Source organism: Klebsiella sp. WP3-W18-ESBL-02 (assembly GCF_014168815.1).
Classification (GTDB): Bacteria; Pseudomonadota; Gammaproteobacteria; order Enterobacterales; family Enterobacteriaceae; genus Kluyvera; species Kluyvera ascorbata_B.
The window spans coordinates 3,971,318-3,989,684 of sequence record NZ_AP021972.1 but is presented as its reverse complement, the minus strand read 5'-3'; the positions used below and the strand labels follow the sequence as shown (position 1 = coordinate 3,989,684).

16 protein-coding genes and 4 pseudogenes are annotated in these 18,367 nt (G+C 50.4%); 6 read left to right on the top strand and 14 right to left on the bottom strand.

The genetic code is table 11. The annotated features are described in order from the left end of the window. Positions 1-187: 187 nt before the first annotated feature. Complete coding sequence (locus H7R56_RS19155) at positions 188-451, bottom strand: hypothetical protein (RefSeq protein WP_003847756.1); 264 nt, start codon at positions 449-451, stop codon at positions 188-190. A gap of 222 nt (positions 452-673) precedes the next feature. Here H7R56_RS19155 and H7R56_RS19150 point away from each other — a divergent pair. The 4 genes and pseudogenes from H7R56_RS19150 to H7R56_RS27735 form a co-directional block, all read left to right on the top strand. Next, positions 674-760: pseudogene (locus H7R56_RS19150) on the top strand (transposase domain-containing protein); the annotation flags it as partial. Between the two features lie 72 nt (positions 761-832). Then, positions 833-1,521 (top strand): annotated as a pseudogene (locus H7R56_RS19145) (IS3 family transposase); the annotation flags it as partial. 672 nt (positions 1,522-2,193) lie between these two features. Then, positions 2,194-3,702 (top strand): group II intron reverse transcriptase/maturase, encoded by a 1,509-nt coding sequence (gene ltrA / locus H7R56_RS19140; protein WP_001189111.1) that lies wholly within the window; start codon positions 2,194-2,196, stop codon positions 3,700-3,702. An 80-nt stretch (positions 3,703-3,782) separates the two neighbouring features. Beyond that, positions 3,783-3,970: pseudogene (locus tag H7R56_RS27735) on the top strand (DDE-type integrase/transposase/recombinase); the annotation flags it as partial. A gap of 165 nt (positions 3,971-4,135) precedes the next feature. Here H7R56_RS27735 and H7R56_RS19130 read toward each other — a convergent pair. From H7R56_RS19130 to H7R56_RS28060, 6 genes are all read right to left on the bottom strand, one after another. Further along, a complete protein-coding gene (locus tag H7R56_RS19130; RefSeq protein WP_003029591.1) occupies positions 4,136-5,140 on the bottom strand; it encodes a LacI family DNA-binding transcriptional regulator in 1,005 nt (334 codons plus the stop codon). 29 nt (positions 5,141-5,169) lie between these two features. Next, positions 5,170-6,570, bottom strand: coding sequence for a sucrose-6-phosphate hydrolase (locus tag H7R56_RS19125; protein ID WP_003029589.1), 1,401 nt, complete (start codon positions 6,568-6,570; stop codon positions 5,170-5,172). Beyond that, positions 6,570-7,940, bottom strand: coding sequence for a sucrose-specific PTS transporter subunit IIBC (locus tag H7R56_RS19120; protein ID WP_000345204.1), 1,371 nt, complete (start codon positions 7,938-7,940; stop codon positions 6,570-6,572). Before H7R56_RS19120 ends, H7R56_RS19125 begins: the two co-directional genes overlap by 1 nt. Before the next feature lie 137 nt (positions 7,941-8,077). Then, entirely contained in the window at positions 8,078-9,595 is a 1,518-nt protein-coding gene (locus H7R56_RS19115; protein WP_003029587.1) for a carbohydrate porin, read from the bottom strand. 165 nt (positions 9,596-9,760) lie between these two features. Beyond that, positions 9,761-10,684 (bottom strand): aminoimidazole riboside kinase, encoded by a 924-nt coding sequence (locus tag H7R56_RS19110; RefSeq protein WP_003029584.1) that lies wholly within the window; start codon positions 10,682-10,684, stop codon positions 9,761-9,763. Positions 10,685-10,912: 228 nt separating this feature from the next. Beyond that, on the bottom strand, positions 10,913-11,056 hold the full coding sequence (locus H7R56_RS28060) for a helix-turn-helix domain-containing protein (RefSeq protein WP_223870241.1): 144 nt from the start codon (positions 11,054-11,056) through the stop codon (positions 10,913-10,915). A gap of 536 nt (positions 11,057-11,592) precedes the next feature. Here H7R56_RS28060 and H7R56_RS19100 point away from each other — a divergent pair. Further along, on the top strand, positions 11,593-11,901 hold the full coding sequence (locus tag H7R56_RS19100; protein ID WP_003029582.1) for a maltose acetyltransferase domain-containing protein: 309 nt from the start codon (positions 11,593-11,595) through the stop codon (positions 11,899-11,901). Positions 11,902-11,929: 28 nt separating this feature from the next. Continuing rightward, a complete protein-coding gene (locus H7R56_RS19095; protein WP_003029581.1) occupies positions 11,930-12,586 on the top strand; it encodes an ATP-binding protein in 657 nt (218 codons plus the stop codon). 55 nt (positions 12,587-12,641) lie between these two features. On the opposite strand, the gene H7R56_RS19090 is transcribed toward H7R56_RS19095, so the two are convergent. The 7 genes and pseudogenes from H7R56_RS19090 to H7R56_RS19060 all read right to left on the bottom strand — a co-directional run bounded on the left by H7R56_RS19090 (position 12,642) and on the right by H7R56_RS19060 (position 18,353). Next, a complete protein-coding gene (locus H7R56_RS19090) occupies positions 12,642-13,262 on the bottom strand; it encodes an inovirus Gp2 family protein (protein ID WP_003029579.1) in 621 nt (206 codons plus the stop codon). Positions 13,263-13,723: 461 nt separating this feature from the next. Beyond that, on the bottom strand, positions 13,724-14,488 hold the full coding sequence (locus tag H7R56_RS19085) for a hypothetical protein (RefSeq protein WP_003029576.1): 765 nt from the start codon (positions 14,486-14,488) through the stop codon (positions 13,724-13,726). Between the two features lie 134 nt (positions 14,489-14,622). Beyond that, entirely contained in the window at positions 14,623-14,844 is a 222-nt protein-coding gene (locus tag H7R56_RS19080) for a helix-turn-helix domain-containing protein (protein ID WP_003847740.1), read from the bottom strand. Further along, positions 14,841-15,290: a hypothetical protein gene (locus H7R56_RS19075; RefSeq protein WP_032296090.1), complete on the bottom strand. Its 450-nt coding sequence runs from the start codon at positions 15,288-15,290 to the stop codon at positions 14,841-14,843. The genes H7R56_RS19080 and H7R56_RS19075 overlap by 4 nt, the downstream gene beginning before the upstream one ends. Positions 15,291-15,395: 105 nt before the next feature. Continuing rightward, positions 15,396-16,735, bottom strand: a pseudogene (locus H7R56_RS19070) (tyrosine-type recombinase/integrase). A 230-nt stretch (positions 16,736-16,965) separates the two neighbouring features. Next, complete coding sequence (locus H7R56_RS19065; RefSeq protein WP_227658530.1) at positions 16,966-18,123, bottom strand: site-specific integrase; 1,158 nt, start codon at positions 18,121-18,123, stop codon at positions 16,966-16,968. Then, on the bottom strand, positions 18,006-18,353 hold the full coding sequence (locus H7R56_RS19060) for a helix-turn-helix domain-containing protein (RefSeq protein ID WP_072011928.1): 348 nt from the start codon (positions 18,351-18,353) through the stop codon (positions 18,006-18,008). The genes H7R56_RS19065 and H7R56_RS19060 overlap by 118 nt, the downstream gene beginning before the upstream one ends. Positions 18,354-18,367: the final 14 nt, after the last annotated feature.

The following is an 18,367-nucleotide window of genomic DNA, read 5'->3' as shown; positions in this document are numbered from 1 at the left end:
AATCCTTGCAATACTTTGTAAAATATTACACCTACCATGACAAACTTCAAGAGTCAAGAGTCAATGTACAGCGTTCTCCCGCCCCATTGATGCAGGTCAACTGCTCAGGCAAGGCGCAGGGGGGCGGCCTGATCAGGCAATGGACAGCGCCTGGCTCGTCAGCCTGCGTGTGCCACAGGCGCCTCGATCAAACACCGATCCTCACGTTGTAGTCGAGTGCCCGCAGCCCCTTGCTTGTCTGCATGTTCCTTGGCGGAAACTCGTCTGGGCGCGCCCAGACGACGATTTCCCCGAGGCTGCTCAGGCCAACGTGCGGAATTGCCCAGTCGTCGCTGCGGATCGCGTTCCAGAGTCGGGCCGAAACACTTCCGTTGCCCCAGACAACGTAGTTCAACAGTATCCGTCCGGCCAACACACCTTCCCGATACCGCCGCCGAAGGCCATGGCCCATCAAGCGGATTTTCCATGCGCCCTCAGCGCCGTACCAACAGCAAATCTTTCAAGGCCCAGGTCATTCAGGAGTGTTCTGAACCCGATGCCTCCATCGCAAACATCGCCTTGGGCTACAGCCTCAATGCCAACCTCGTCCACAAATGGATTCGCCTGCTTACCCAGAAAACCACGGCTATCCAGCCAGCGTTCATCCCGTTGCCTTCTCAAATGCTCGGCGCGGGTTCGCATGCTCAAGCGCGCTGCTGCGATCATGAGTTTGATCCAGTCGGCCCGTAATAATGGGCACGATCCGTATGCCTATCTCAAGTGAAGTGGTTTACTGAATTTGGCCACCTGAACAGAGGTGATATGCTCACCTCAGAACATTACAGGTGCCTCAATGAAAAAAAGAAATTTCAGCGCAGAGTTTAAACGCGAATCCGCTCAACTGGTCCTTGATCAGAACTACACCGTTGCAGCTGCGGCCAGTGCTATGGATGTCGGCCTTTCTACCATGACGCGATGGGTAAAGCAGTTGCGGGATGAACGACAGGGCAAAATACCTAAAGCCTTTCCTATAACCCCGGAGCAGATTGAAATACGTGAGCTGAAGAAAAAAATACAACGCATTGAAATGGAAAACGACATATTAAAAAAGGCTACCGCGCTCTTGATGCCAGACTCCCTGAACAATTCTCGTTAATCGGGAAACTCAGAGCGCAGTATCCTGTGGTCACACTTTGCCACGTGTTCGGGGTTCATCGCAGCAGCTACAAATACTGGGGAAAAAGCCCCGAAAAGCCAGACGGCAGGCGAGCTGTGTTACGCAGTCAGGTTCTGGAACTGCATAACATCAGCCATGGCTCTGCTGGCGCAAGAAGTATCGCGATTATGGCAACCCTGAAAGGCTTCAGAATGGGACGCTGGCTTGCCGGAAGGCTCATGAAAGAACCGGGTCTGGTGAGTTGTCAGCAGCCAACTCACCGGTATAAACGTGGTGGTCATGAACACACCGCTATCCCGAATTGCCTTGAGCGACAGTTTGCAGTGACAGAACCGAATCAGGTGTGGTGCGGCGATGTGACGTATAGTGTGCCCGGAGTTCAGGGCGGGCATGGATGCTTAAATGAACCGCGAGTCTGTCTGGAATATTGAACCGGTAACTCACGATGAGAAACCCAACAATCCCACCGGGTGTGACGGTGGAGAACCTGAGCGGCAGTGACCTGCGGCATGCCCGCAGGGTGATGTAACCCGCTGACAACGGGGATTGAGGCGAGATCACTAAGCCGAGATGATCCTCAAGGTTAAGTACTGAAAGGCTGAAGAACATGAACCCGTTAATCCGCCTCTGTGGGTTGAAAACGTCACCACGGCCTACGTGATCTGACAGGCCGTGCAGGAGGAACTGGCAGTGATACGTAAGCACTGCCGGTCGAAGGTGTTTTGACATGTATGCGAAACACCGGGGCAGCAGCGTCTATCACGCTTGCGTTGCTGACTTCTGCCAACTTGCGGCAAGCAAGGATAAAGAGTGCGACGGGCAGCCTCCTCAGTATGCCTGAGTCCAGGCAGGTAAACCGGGGAAGGTCAGCGACGGATGTTAAGGGGGCATGGCTCCGATGACGCGCTGGCTGGCGGAGCTTCCGTAGTAGTCCGCGATGGGGAAAGCCCATTACATGGCGAAGGGAAGCAGTTTGAATGTGTTTGCGACGTGAATTAACTGACCTAACGAGGTGAAGACCTTTGATAATCAGCGAAATGCAACGCAAGCTTGCCACATGGGCAGCCACCGATCCGTCCCTACGGATTCAACGGCTGCTGCGTCTGATAACACAACCAGAATGGCTGGCTGAAGCGGCGCGGATCACGCTTTCATCAAAGGGGGCGCATACCCCCGGCGTTGATGGCGTGAACAAAACAATGCTACAGGCCAGACTGGCTGTTGAGCTGCAAATCCTCAGGGATGAATTACTCTCAGGCCACTACCAGCCCTTGCCCGCCAGACGGGTTTACATCCCTAAAAGCAACGGCAAACTGCGACCACTGGGTATCCCCGCGTTGCGGGATCGTATTGTTCAGCGGGCCATGCTGATGGCGATGGAGCCGATATGGGAGAGTGATTTTCATACGCTCTCATATGGCTTCCGGCCTGAGCGCAGTGTCCACCACGCGATCCGCACGGTGAAATTACAGCTCACAGACTGCGGTGAAACCCGGGGACGCTGGGTGATTGAAGGCGACCTGTCCAGTTACTTCGACACCGTACATCATCGACTGCTGATGAAGGCTGTACGCCGCAGGATCAGTGACGCACGTTTCATGACTCTGCTGTGGAAAACCATCAAGGCGGGACATATCGATGTCGGTCTCTTTCGGGCGGCCAGTGAAGGTGTGCCACAGGGCGGTGTTATATCGCCGCTATTATCGAACATCATGCTGAATGAGTTCGATCAATACCTGCATGAGCGCTACCTGAGCGGGAAAGCCAGAAAAGATCGGTGGTACTGGAATAACAGTATCCAACGGGGCCGAAGTACGGCGGTCAGAGAAAACTGGCAGTGGAAACCCGCGGTGGCGTACTGCCGCTATGCCGATGATTTTGTCCTCATCGTCAAAGGCACCAAAGCACAGGCGGAAGCCATCAGGGAGGAGTGTCGGGGTGTGCTCGAAGGCAGTCTGAAACTCAGGCTGAACATGGATAAGACTAAAATCACCCATGTTAATGACGGCTTTATCTTTCTGGGGCACAGGATCATTCGCAAACGCAGTCGTTATGGCGAGATGCGAGTGGTCTCAACGATCCCGCAGGAGAAAGCCAGAAACTTCGCCGCATCGCTGACAGCACTGTTATCAGGCAACTACAGTGAAAGCAAAGTCGATATGGCTGAACAACTCAACCGAAAACTGAAAGGCTGGGCCATGTTCTATCAGTTCGTTGATTTTAAGGCCAAAGTCTTCAGTTATATCGACCGTGTCGTGTTCTGGAAGCTGGCTCACTGGCTGGCCCGCAAATACCGTACAGGTATCGCTTCCCTGATGAGGTGGTGGTGTAAATCACCGAAACCGGGTCAGAGCAAAACGTGGGTTTTATTTGGTAAAACCAATCACGGCAAGCTCAGCGGCGAAATACTGTACCGGTTGGTGGGGCAAGGCAAGAAGCTGTTCCGCTGGCGGCTACCCGAAGGTAATCCCTATCTGAGGACGGAGACCAGAAACACGTATACATCGCGCTTTACAGAAGTGGCAATGGCGTTCGCCAGCATTTAAATGGAGAGCCGGATGCGCTGAAAGGTGCACGTCCGGTTCGGGGAGGAGAGGCAGGGAAATAGTCCGACTACGCCCTGCCTCTTACTCTACTCTGGACAGGCAAGCGTTGGGCTTACCTTGCTGTTGTTCTCGATCTGTTCGCAAGGAAACCTGAGGGTTGGGCAATGTCATTCTCACCGGACAGCAAGCTGACATCAAAGCGCTGGAAATTGCGTGGGAAGCTTGCGGTAAACCCGCCGGAGTGATGTTCCACAGTGACAGTAATAATGCCGGTGTCAGTCTTTACCACCACTCAGTTTGCCGTTTAACCCGATTGGTGTGATTACTGATGCAGTGAAGACCTTTCCGCATCACATCACTACAAATATTGATTTTTGATTGTTGGATTCGCACCAGATTTCACCTCTGTAGGGTATTCAAAAATGCTCAGTTATTACTGATGCCTAAACTGCAGCGTTGCGGGCAGGTAGCGTTGTAGCGTTTCGGGCGTATCGCCCTCGATCAATTGGCTTATCAGATCATAGCAGTGCCAGGCCAACTGGCGGTTATCCTGCTGTACGGTATCGATACGCAGCGACAGCGAATCATAAAGATAGTGATCGTCAAAGCTCGTCAGATGGATATCTGAGTCGAGTAAATGGTGCTGGCTCATATAGCGCAGTACCCCTTCGAGCAGTCCACAGGCGGCAGTGAACAGCGCCTTAGGCGGCCGCCCAAGTCGCGCGCAGAGTGCGGCGAACATCTCATAGCCTGAGCTCGGGTGGTAGTTACCGTTAATCACCCATTCCGGGCGCAGTGCAATACCCGCCTGAGCCAAACCCTGCGTGAAGCCGGTCAGACGATCGCGTGAAGGCGACAGACGCGACTGACCGCCTAAAAACCAGAACTCATCGCTATGCTTAGGTGCAATGCGGGAAATCAGTTCCGCCGTTGGGGTAATCGAATCAGTCATCACCAGCGGCAGCAGGCTTTCATTAGGACAACGGTCAAACAGCACTACTGGCAGTTGTTGGCTGAGCTTAAGATAGTCGGCATCGTTGTGCATACATGAAGCGACGATCAGACCGTCAACCTGGCGGGAAATCATGTTATTGACCACCACGCTCTCCTGACCGGGGTTTTCATCAGTACAAGAGATCAATAGCTGGACGCCTGCTTCGCGGCACAGCATTTCCAGCTCATGTGAAAAGACCGCAAAGCCGTGGTTGGTGATCTCCGGCACCACCAGTCCGATGGTGTGGCTGCGGTTGTCGCGCAGCGAGCGGGCGTGAATGCTTGGCTGATAGTGCTGCTCACGGGCAATCGCCAGTACTCGCTCACGCGTTTCCTGCGCCACACGCAGCTCCTTACCACGACCGTTCAGTACTAGGCTGGCGGTCGCTTTTGAGACGCCAGCCTGTTCGGCGATATCTTTAATGGTTACGCGTTTAGTTTTCATTACGACGCCATGAGCTTGAGGCAAAACGCTTATTCTACCATGCAAGTTCGCAGCGGCCAGTAGCAGAATGCGTCCGGTGTGATGCCAGAGAACATTAGCTGCCCTGAACAGGCCGGGAAGTAGCGGCAGCTCATCACTCCTTCGCCGCCGTTGATGAAAATCTCCACGCTAGACTGGTCGATGAAAATATGCAGCGAGCGGACGTCTCCGCGCCAGTAACGATAATGCTTCTCGTCGCTGGCCAGACTGGGTCGGGCCAGGCGGATCCCGCTGGCATCGCGTTCAAGGATTAATGCGCCGTCAAAATCGAGGCTCAAAATATCGTCCCCAGTGGTTTGTAGAACGATTTCCATCGGTGCCAGCGGCAGGGAGTTCCCTGCCCAGCCGTGCGCTTCGCCGCGCAGGGCGCTCAGCTCTCGTAGAGGACGTTGGTATAGCTGACCATCGATAAACTCCAGCTCACGCAGGCAGGTCATCTGATGGATCCAGCCGTTGGTGAGGGTCGGTTGAAGCATCTCTTCGCCCTCCGGCACGCCCATCCAGCCGACCAGCAGACGGCGGCCATCACTGGTAAGCATGGTTTGCGGGGCGTAGAACTCAAACCCTGCGTCCAATTCGTGCAGTTCGCCATGCTCGAAGGCCGCGCGGTGGTAGTCGAAATCGCCGCTCATCCACACTGCCGGGTAGGTGTTGAGATAGCGCTCTTTCTCACGAGGCACGCCCTGCGGGCAGCAAATCAGGACATGCTGGTCGCCGAGGGCAAACAGGTCCGGGCATTCCCACATATAGCCCGCGTCGTCCAGGCCATTGATGCCATAACCGGCGATTTCGCCCTGACTCGTCCACTCATGAAGGTCCGCTGAGCTGAATAACAACACCTTGCCACGCTTTTGCAAATCCTGTGCGCCCAGCACCATGTACCAGCGACCTTCGTGCTGCCAGACTTTCGGGTCACGCACGTGGCCGGTATAGCCCTCCGGCAGCGGTAATACCGGGCCGAGTTTGGTAAACGTGCCGTCGGCATTTTCCGTCGCCAGGCACTGCCACGCGGTTCGGCTGCCGTCGTCAAATTTTACGTTGCCGGTATAGCACAGGGTGAGCGTGCCCTGACTATCCACGGCGCTTCCGGAGTAGCAGCCGTTGCGGTCATACTCTTCATCCGGCATGAGCGCGATCGGCTCATGTTGCCAGTGCAGCAGGTCGGCAGAGCTCCAGTGCCCCCAGCACTTGAACTTATGATCGCAGGCGAGCGGGTTCCACTGATAAAACAGGTGATAACGTCCGGCAAATTCAATAAAGCCGTTGGGATCGTTCATCAGCCCGGTCACCGGCGCATGGTGCCAGCGGGGATAGTGGCTGTCGGCCAGCGCGCGCGGCTGGCCCTGCATAACAGCCTGCAAAATCGCAGGCAGGCGTGATGGATGTGACATTATTCAGCGTCCGTTTTGTATTTCAGTACCAGGGAGACGACAAAGGCGACGCCAAAGGCGATAACCATCCCGATAATGTAGTTCAGCAGCGAGCTGGCCTGCACGATAGCCATGCCAGGGATAGCCGTCAGGCCCACCGCGGTCATGTAAACATGCATGGATACCACCCACGCGCCGCCCACCGCGCCGCCAATCAGGGCTGCGATAAACGGTTTTACAAAGCGTAAGTTAATACCAAAAATCGCCGCTTCGGTGATGCCGAGCATGGCAGAAAACGCCGAGGGCAGGGTAATGGCTTTGATTTTGGCATCTTTCGTTTTGAACCACACCGCCAGACAAGCACCGCCCTGAGCGACGTTGGCCATCGCCCAAATCGGCAGCAGGAAGTTGACGCCGATGGATGGGTTGCCCAGCAGTCCCGCTTCGATGGCGTGGAAGCTGTGGTGAATACCGGTAATGACGATAACCGAATAGAGACCGCCAAACAGCAGTCCGGCCAGCCAACCGGCGTGGGTAATCAGGGTGCTAAGGACAAACGAAATACCGTCGCCAAGCGCGCGACCAGCCGGGCCGATAATCAGCAGGGCGATAAAACCGGAAATGATCACCGTCAGGAACGGCGTCAGGATCAGATCCAGTGCATCGGGGATCACGCGACGCAGCTGTTTCTCAACGATGCTCATAAACCACACCGCCAGCAGCACCGGGAACACCGTGCCCTGATAGCCGATCATGGCAATCTCAAGGCCGAAGAAGTTCATGGTGTGGAAACCGGCGGCCACACCCCAGGCGTTGGTGAGCGCCGGGTGAGTCAGGATGCCGCCAAGCGTCGCGCCAAGATAAGGATTACCACCGAACTCGCGGGCGGCGGTGAAGCCAATCAGGATCGGCAGAATAATAAACGCCGCTGAGCTGCACATATCCAGCATGATGTAGATGGCGTTACCCGGGTCGACCCAGCCGTACGTTTTAACCATCCCCAGAAGGCCCATCAACAGGCCGGAGGCGACGATAGCCGGGATGATCGGCACAAAGATGTTCGACAACAGGCGGGCAATGCGCTGGAAAGGATTCAGTTTTTTCGCCGCAATGTCGGCAGCTTCCGATTTGCTGGATTCGCCAATCCCTGCCGCCTGGATAAAGGCGGCGTAGACTTTGTTCACCACCCCGGTGCCGAAGATAATCTGCATCTGTCCGGCGTTACGGAAACAGCCCTTCACCCCATCAATTTTGCCGATGGCCTGCTGATCGGCCAGTGAGTCATCGACCAGCACCAGGCGCAGGCGTGTGGCACAGTGCGCGGCGCTGGCGATATTTTCCTTGCCTCCCAGAAGCGGAAGTAGCGAGCGGGAAATCTGTTCAAAATCCATAGTACCCTCTGAATGCGTATTGATTTTCGAGTTGTCGTCCCGTGGTAGCCGGAGCGCATTCTCTTCGTTGTTATTGTGTCCGGGGCGACGAAACGTATTTTGTCGCCCCGGCGGTTACTGTCGCCAGGTGTTAACCATCAAAACCAGGTTTCCATCTGCATCCCGAACGACCATTCGCCGCCCGATTTAAAACCACTGCTGCCCAGCGCGTCATCGCTGGCGTAATTATTGAGTTTTTTGCTCCAGTCCATCCACGAGGTGTAAAGACGGATTTCAGGACGGCTGAAGAAATCGCCGATGTCGCCAACCTTAAAGGTCGGGGCGAAGGTGAGCTTGTAGAAGCTGCCGTTTACCGCATGGCGATCGTTATAACCTTCAGGTTTGAGATCCATATACTGGTAACTGCCTTCATAAGCGAGGGCGAAGTTTTGATTGATCTCCTGGATCAGACGCATGTTGAGGGTTGCCCACTGGTAGCTGTCGCCATCGACATAACGGTCTTTACTGGTTTGTGCCAGTATCGCCGGGGCGATAAACCAGTTCTTGCTCAGTGGCGTGGTGCCGTAGCTGGCGAAGCGCCAGGTGTTAGCCCCCGAGCGTAACGCGCCGTCAGAGCCGACACCTTTAACTTCGGCACCCAGTCCGTGACCGTAGAGCAGGGCGGTTTTGCTGGCACCTTCACGCAGGCCGTAAAAACTGTCGTTGTGCAACCCGAGCAGCGCATGTACACCGGTATTTGCCGCATCGCCTTTGACCGGATTACCGTTGGTATCCTGGCGTTCGTCGTTGTCTTTTGCCCGCATCCCGCTGACCATCATCTGCACCGGCCCGATGAAATTGTTCATGCTGACGATGTAGTTCTGCACACTGTTGCTGGTATCAGCAATATCGCCGAAGTTACGCCCGTAAAGAGAGAAGTTGCTGCGAACGCTGTCGTTCCACCTGACATCGTAAATACCGCCGCCGGTACCGGCGAGGAACACGACATCCGAGTCGATCCAGTGAATGTCAAAGTTATCCCGGTCAAAGCGTTTCCCGGCCCACAGGGTGGAGCCTTTAAACGGCCCGTCGAAGGTGGGCAAGTTGCCCAGTTCAACAAAGGCCTGACGCACGTTCAAATCACTGGTGCTCGCCGTCCAGTCGTTATAAGTGGTTTGACCGTCGGCGACCATGACTTTGAAGCGGGTCGTTGCCCCGTTATCCAGGGTCTGCTTATGTTCAAGATTCATTTCAACATAGGTATCGGCCTGGTTTCCCAGGCGGCCAATAGCCCCACCGGTTTCCCCTGCTGGCGTCATGTAGGCTCCGGATTTGGTGCTGGCGCCGGAGTCATTCATTATCACGCCGGAGCGGGCGTAGCCGTGGAACTCAAACCCGCTTTTCTCATCGGCTTTTTTCTCCAGTTTGGCGGTACGCTGAGCCACTTCCTGAGTGCTGTCCTGGGTTTTTTGTTGCTGTGTCGTGAGCTGCTGTACTTTCTTCTCTGCCGACTCTGCGCGGGTTTCTGCCGTTTGCGCTCTGTTTTCGGCATCCTGTAAGCGTTTTTCCAGCGCAATTAAACGGGCTTCGATACTGCTGAGATCCGTTTGTGCATGGGCTGAGGCGGCGCCGGTTAGCAAAGCGATAAGAACCGCGAGTGTGCTTTTTCTGAACATATTGATTGCATCCCAAAAGGAAAATAAAAAATTGTGTGTTTTTGCTAAACCGGTTTAGTTGCAATGTTAAGCACGACATTTAACATTTTGAAATTGATTTTGCTAAACCGGTTTAATAAGTGTGATGGATGCAACAAAGTGGACCGCGTACGACGGTATTTAGGATCAAATCTGGCGGTGTAGATCGCGCTGGTATGGCAGGGCAGTCATCGCGCCTTTCGCCAGGGTTGCCAGGGCACCGCAGGTTTGCGCCAGAGCGAGCGTTGGCTCCAGGGCATTGATATCCGCCGGCATCCCGTTGGCAGCAAGGCTGGCAAGCAGTCCGGCGACAAACGCATCGCCCGCACCGGTGGTATCCACGCTGACAACCGGTTTAGCGCTGAAATGGATAAACTGCTGCTGGAATGCGGCGATGACGCCCGCTTTACCCTGAGTCACCAGCAGTAATTCAGGCTGATAACGCTCAGTGATGCTGGCGATCCCCTGCGCGATATCATTACTCCCGCTGATGAGTATCAGCTCTTCTTCGGACAGTTTCACCACGTTCGCCAGACGCAGGGCGCGGTCGAGACAGGCGTGCAACAGGTTCTGATCTTGCCAGAGATCCAGGCGGATATTAGGGTCAAAGCTCACCCGGCCACCGGCACGTTTGATGTTCTCCATAGCCGCGAAGGTAGCACTGCGGCTGGGCTCGGCGCTGAGCGCGATGGAGCAGATGTGCAACCACTGTCCGGCGGCAAACTGTGGCAGGTCTTCTTCAGCCAGGAACAGGTCAGCGCTGGGGCGTACCATAAAGGTAAAGGTGCGTTCACCTTGGTCATCAAGGTCGACCACCACAGTGGACGTGCGGTGATGATCGTCAAGATACATATGGCTGACGTCGACCTGCTCCTGTTGCAGAGTATGACGCATGTAGCGGCCAAACGGGTCACCGCCGACGCGGCCGATAAATCCGCTGTTGCCGCCAAGGCGGGCAACCCCTACCGCCACGTTAGCCGGCGCGCCTCCAGGGCACTGTAGCAAGCGCCCTTCACTCTCCGGTAGCAGGTCCACCACTGCGTCGCCCAGAACCCAAACTTTTGCTTTCATGCTAAAACCCTCCAAGGCTAAACTTAATTAAACCGGTTTAGCATATTAAATCACAGTGAATGAGTGGGGGAAAGTTCCAGCCGGAAAAGCACTGCTCAGGGCATAAAAACGTGAGCCGCCTTACGAAATAGAATTGATTCGACAGCTGTGAAGACTTACGTCCTGGACACAAATGGATCCTGGATAAATTACCATGCAACTTGATGAAATTATCATGTTTTATCTTATTTACAGATAAATCAAAGGGCTTTTAACACCACACTTCTTGGCATAATGGTTAAGTGTAGTAATGCTCGCTCTGGATGGGTTTGCTTCTATGCTGCGCAGGTATTTGTAAGAAATACCCATTCTACTGGCGAGTTGTTGTCGCATCAGGCCAGCGAAACTGCGCAATTTCATCAGCGTTTCTGGAGGGTTTCCTTTAAAACTTCATCGACAAAACCGCTTTTTACCGTAGATACAGTAAGTGCCTCTTCTCTGCCATTATCCCAGCATCCAAGGTTACCGGGTTCTGATGTAGTCTGCCGATATGCAAGAAATGCAACGGCATCATGCTGGTTATGATGCTGTTTAATCTTCATTGTCACATGGACTATTCAGGGAGCGACAAGCGCTCCCACATGAAAACAGAACCACTCGTTTCATTTACGTGCTTCCTCAAAAGTAATCTCATACCCAATACTTCTGATTTAGTAGGGTTCTGATCATATCATGCAGCTCGATTGCGCTCAATTTGACGGTTTTCATCTTTACACAATGCTCGGTTATGATACTTTGTGATAGGCATGACAAGATCTGGCCGTAATTTTTTAGAAGTGAGTTTGCCCGCCACTTCACGGGACAGCATACATCCGGATAAAACCGGTAACAGGAAAGGCTCCACGCTGCATACGGAGGAAACAGAATTAATGAATGATAAATTGCCGCCCTGCGCTGATACCAGGGTGGAACGTGTCCGTCTTAAAGATGGGGATTACTTTTTCCCTGCTGAACCCGCCATAAAAGCGGATTCTTTGCGGACAAAATCGCTCCTTCATCGTTTTAACCACACCGATCCTGCTCATATTGATTCCCGCCTGCTACTGATGAAAGAGTTGCTGCCTGAATGTGGGGAAGGGGTATCTGTCACCACGTCTTTCCACTGCAGCAGGGGGTATAACATTCGTAAGCGTCGTCTCAGCACCGTCTGGCAGATCCTGAAATTCCTGAGAGGATAGTGGACACCAAATATGGTGGACACTATCCATGAAATCATTAACCACAGTGCGTAAAAAAAGCCCTAATTATCCCGTTGAGTTCAAAATCAAAATGGTTGAACTCTCGCATCGACCAGATATCCGAGTCTTTGCGTTTGCCAGCGAGGATAAGGAGTACCAACCGTTACTCGATGATATTCTGGATGGTCCAATGGTTGGGCGTTTTGATACTGAGGAAGCCGGAAAGGCTTTGATCGATGGTGGATTGATTGAGCGTTTGATGTCAACTATCATGCCCTTTATCACTTCAGAGGCCCCTCTACCCGATACGCATCTACGTCGGGAAACAACCTGGTATTATCCACTGGAAGCTATTCGCGAAACTGTTGTAAATGCACTGGCTCATCGTGACTGGACACGCTTTGTTGAGATAGAGATTGGCTTGTATAGCAATCGATTTGAAGTTATTAGCCCAGGGGCGCTGAATAATTCGATGTCGATTGAAAAGATGGTTACAGGTCAGCGATCACCACGCAATACGATTATTATGGAAGTCTTACGTGATTATGGTTACGTTGATTTCAGGGGGATGGGAGTCAGGACAAAGATTATTCCACTAACACAGGCCATGAGTGGCCAACTCCCTGAGTTTACTGCAACAGATGATTACTTGAAAACAATACTTTATCGCTCACCATCTTCTTGATATATAAGGTCTGGCCTTTCCATCCATAAGAAAGGCCATTGCTGTAAAAAATAAATTACCCGCGACTGCAGCCGAAGCTACGGTCGCCATCTCCATATGCTTTTGTATCGAGTTTAGCTAGGTAGTCGAAGCGATTCAGTAATTTATTGTATTCTCCTTCAAAGTTAAAATCATTGACGTCTAAAATATAACGACAATTTTCAGGGTAGTGAACCAATCCCGGATAATCATCCAGTTCCAATCCCAGTGCGCTATACCATGCTCTTACAATCATCATCCTTAAATTTCTTTCAGCCTCATAATCACCTAAATGGTAATAAGCATCTTTATTAAAAAAAAGACCAAGGTGAAAGTGACATTTTCCTTCTTCGGAAAACTCCCGTGCCCAAACATGACGAACACGGTTTGGATATATTCTTTTGCCGTTAGCTGCTCTGGTTCTCTCATTGGCCTCCAACATGGCATTTAATGCATTACGGAAACGGGATATGGCACCAGGCTCTAGATTAGGAAAACAGCAAACAGTGTCACCTCTGTCTAAAATGGGTGGATAATGAACATCAACACGTAACGCCATTGTTCTGGGGAATTCACTGATAGCATCATTGACGACTCGTTCAATATGTTTTTTATAGGCGAGCACATGCTCACCATGGGAACCATGATATAATTCCATGTTTCGATCCTGTCGTTAGCCCTACGGCTTTGGATAGCCGTATATAGTAATATGATCAGACATAGCTGAATGTCTGTGGTTAGTTATATTAATTAACTGTTAATAGTAATGACTGTTATATAATACCTTTCCAACAATAAAACTTGTTATCAACCCATTACCCATGCAGTAAAATAATTAAAAAGCAACTCTGCAATTATAATCACCCAAAGATGCCGTTATCCCAGTGTCTTTTTACCGTGGAAATACTTATTCCTAAGATCTTTGCCACCTTGGATTGAGAGTAATGCTTAGCCTTCTCACTCTGAATTAAATGGGAATATTTACTTCCTTCAGGCCTTCCTAGAATTTTCTTTGATTTTGCTTTGTTAGTAGGCATCTTTTACCCTCATCAAGCTATTAGGTACTAACTCCATACTGTCGAGATGTATACAACTAAGTGGTTATGCTTAACATTGGTATCAGAAAGTATGGCTTACTTCACCGTTAAAGGGGTTAATAATGATGGCATCTCCTCCTTTCATCGCCTTTTGAGGTGTATCGCCTTCGGCAATCACAGGGACCATTACCGCTAGATCATTTGTGTAATAAATTGGTATCCAGCAATAGCATGATTGTTTAGGGGGAGTTTTATTTCTTTTCAATACTGCTTCAACTCCAAATGTAATAAGTTCAAAGATTGGCATAATCACAATGCTGCTCAAATCAAAAAAACAACCATCGTAGACTGTTTCCTTTATCAGTATGATATTAGATAACCCTCCTGCAATGAGATGTTTGTGGTTCACGCGCCGATCTGTGTAAATAAAAATTGCTTTTTTTACATTGAAACTTTTTATAATGTATGAGAGCTTTTCATGAATTAATTTTTTTTCGCTCTTACCCATCTTATCATGAGGTATTTTGTGCGCATAAAAATCTTGATCGACAACCTCGTTCCGGTGTCGAATGTGAGTGTTCCAGACGGAATAAAAAAACTCTTCGTAAGTTAATTTTGGCTCACCCCGTGCGATTGAGGGGGCCTTCTCTTCAAAAATACAGCCTAATGTTGACTCCAAAGTTTGAGCTATATGATATTGCGATGTTATTTTATTCAATGCTGGGGCTGTGGCGTTTAACAAAAATGATATCACCTCTGACCTAGAATATCCTTTTGCATTGCTATAGTCGTCAATTGCATCAATAGTTGATTTTTTGTTTGCGCTGAAAGTGATGCGTTTTTTCATATGTATCCTTGACTTTCGTTAATGTAAAATGTGATAAACGGTGTGATTTAGTATCTTTTATCGACGGATTGTTTCTGTTAATTAACCCAGCTATTCTTTAGAATAGCTGGGGAGTTATGATTTTGATGCTGCTGTTAATTACAATATACTGAGAAGGTTAATAGGAACCTATCAATGTCTTTGCGTAACCAATAATGTCGGCTGTTAATTTTCTTTGGGCGTGGTAAACCATTAGGCAGCTTGTCTTGGCAAAGCCATTTTCGAATTGTTTGGGCTTTAAGGTTTAATAGATGTGCTAACTCACTTGTGGAAACAAGTTCAGATAGAGATGTTCTGGATTGCTCATATATGCTCATGCTACCACCTCAATGATTGAGATGCAGGCATATACAAAAAGTAATGAAATTAGAAGGGAAAGAAAGGACCAAAAAGAAAACAAAAAAGCCAAGCTTGAATAAGCTTCAGGGTCAGGATCACTACCTTCGCTTGAGCCGGATGAGGTACTTTTAGTTGATTTAGACGCATTACCTTGCGAGTTTTCGGCCTGATTTTTGTGCGAGATGATACGTGCAAAAAAAACGCCCAAAGTTTTATGTCGATTGTTTTTATTGTATAAAGAGTTTTTTTCACTGAGGTGTCCAAGAGCAGCTCGAATCCTGATGTTCACCTGTCTTTCCTGAAATATGGACTCAGCACAGGTTTGTCGCTGCTTACTAGAACGAACAACTTTGATCTTACCCACGACCCGTACTATTCGAGCCTTTGAGCTGGTTTGCGCAGAACTCATCAAAGAATTAGACATAATGCTTTATCTCCTGATTTAAAAGTGGACGATGGAATTTAAACCTTAAAATACACTTATGTCAACGATGGATGTTGTTCTGTAATCTATTGATATTAAATGAAATCAACGCATATCAACGGTTATTTTTTTACAATATTTGCTTGCTGTAAGATCCACCTCTCAATTTTTTCATGCCATTTGCGCAACAGATCTAACGGACGACGGCGGTAGTGTTTTTCCGCCAGTGCACTTGGTTTGTGTCCCATAATTTGAGCAACAATACCTGTTGGCACTTCAACCCATTCAGCAAGAGTGCCAAAACTACGGCGTAAGCCGTGAAGGCTGATATGTGGTAACTCAGCTCGAGCTAACGCTCTGTTGTGTGCTGAACGCGGTTCAATAATTTTGCCACTTTTACTGTTACTTCTGAAAACCCAACCCTCCTTATTTACGTCAGAATTTGGGAATTGCGCTAGCGCACTTAACAGCTCAGAAACATAAGGAGTGAGAGGGATGATACGTTCGCCTTCGATCTTGTCTTTAATCCTCATGCTTGACCATTTGAAATCTACGTCAGACCACCGAAGTGACGCAATTTCTTCACGCCGTGCACCGGTGAGCAAAAGTACCTGGAGATAGGCCGATGCAATGGGATTATTGAGGCTACGTACGGCACTGAACCAGATTTTTAACTGTTCTTTTTGTAAGCAATCTCCCGCTTTACTCGCTGATACTGGAACCACTTTTCTCACGTTATGATCTTGTGCAATATCGCCATGGATTATTCCCTGATATTTTTTCTGGTAATTAGCCCATTTGATAAATGCACGCAACAGACGGTAGGCATGAGCAGTGACGGTAGGCCGATTTTGTCTCTCTGTACTTAGCCATGCGGCAATGTTCTCTGGTGTTAGTTCCGATAACGGTAGGTCGAGTAAGCTAGCCAATGGTCCAGCCGAGGTTGGGCCCCGGCCTCTTTTTTTACTTTCGCCTCCACGGCTGGACAAGTTAATGTGATCGGCAATGTATCGAGTAGAATATGGGCGTTTAGTTTTTGCGCTGATTCCGGCTCTCAATTCTTCAAGGTAATCTTCCCAAGCGCTTGTGAAGGTTACCTTCGTTTTACGAGATTCAGCCTGCTGTGATTCCGCTTCAGCAATTTTTTCTGCCTTAGCTATACGCGGATCTATCCCTGTATCGATTAATGTTTGCAGCCGCCTGGCTTCGGCCCTGGCATCATCAATTCTCCAATCGTTAATGTTGCCAATGGTCATGCGAAGGGTTTTTCCCGCATATACGCTTTGGAACACAAAAGCTTTTGTTCCGCGAGTTGCCCTACATGCCAGGGAAGTTACGTCCGCATCCCAAAGAAATGCCTGGGTTTTTCCTTCAGATAAAGCAAATTTTCGAATGCGCTCGAAGGTGAGTTTTTGTCTTGGAAGTGCCATTTTGGGGCTCCAGATGAGAAATGTTACATCACCATAATGTAACGGCTAGTGTAAGTAAAATGGGGGAATAAACATCAACGCGTGTCAATTTTTATCAACAGGTGTTTTTCATAACACAATGTTTTATAATGAATTGCTTGTTTTAATAGTAGGTTTTTAAAGGGGTGAAAATATAATAACATCGCATTCGTAATGCGAAGGTCGTAGGTTCGACTCCTATTATCGGCACCAATAACCACGCGGGTTCACGCGATATTCACCAGTTCAGCAAAAGCGCCTTGTGCCATATTTGTGCCATTCCCCGCCAGGAATGAGTCGATTTGCATGGCATGCTGCGTCAGGTGATTTGGTGCCAGATGTGCATAACGCTGCACCATCTCAATACTTTCCCACCCGCCCATTTCCTGTAGCGCACTGAGTGGCACGCCGGACTGTACAAGCCAGCTCGCCCAGGTGTGCCGCAGGTCATGGAAGCGGAAATTTTCTATTCCAGCCCGCCTTAACGCTGCGCGCCATGCCGTGTTAGCATCAGACCGCATTTTGCGCACCGCCTTTGTTCTCGTTCCATCCGGGCGAACGGATGATTCAGTATGAACAAAGACCCACCGGTTATGTTTCCCCAGTTGATCCCGCAGCACCTTACAGGCCGATTCGTTCAGGGCGACCCCAATCGCCCTTCCTGCTTTCGCGTCCTCGGGGTGAATCCACGCGACCTTCCTCTGCATATCAATTTGCGACCACTCCAGATCTGTGATGTTCGACCTGCGCAGCCCCGTCGCCAGTGCAAAAATAACAACTGGCTTCATATGCTCTGGAAGCTCCCGGATCAGGTTCGCCGCTTCCTCTTTGGTTAGCCAGCGAATACGCTTATTTTTCGGCACCGGGCATTTGATATTCGGCGCTTTGGCTATCCATCGCCATTCGTTGGCCGCGCATCGTAACAGCGCCCGGATGAAAGCAAGGTGCGTCGCCTTGGTGGCCGCCGCTGCTGGTTTGTCCTTAAATTCGGGAACCGGCTTCCCTCTTCGCAGCAGGCTGTCGCGCTTAGCCTCCCAGTTCATTCGATGCTTGCGATTAACCATCGAACTCACCGCAGACAAGATCCTGTCTTCCGTGATTGCTGACAGGTCCATTCCTTTGAAGTGCATCCTCCAGAATCCTATCCGGCTTTTGTCATCGTCCAGGCTTTTCTTGTGCTGCTTTTCGTTAAGCCAGCGAACGCACGCTTCATCGAACGTTCTCGGCTTAAACTCCCCCATCTTATCAACTCGCCATGCTTCAGCTTTCAGCTGATCATAGAGCTCCTGCGCTTGCCTTTTGTCCGTTGTCCCAAGAGACCGTCTAATTCGACTTCCACCAGGCGTAACGAAGTCGCAGTGCCACGTACCGGCACGTTGTTTGATTGACATGCTTTATCCTCCTGCACATCAACCGCATTCACGGGTTGATTGTGGATCGGGTTCTTCACTGCCGCAATACAGTCTGTTTTGCAGATCAGGTATGGGCTTTTTTTCTTATGTGGATTTTTTCGGGTAGCAGCCAGGCGACCGGACTTTATCCACTGGGCAATCGTGCCTTTATCCACTTTAAGGAAGGCGGCGGCCTCATCTCTGGTAAATACTTCTTCGTCCATCGATGTTCTCCAGT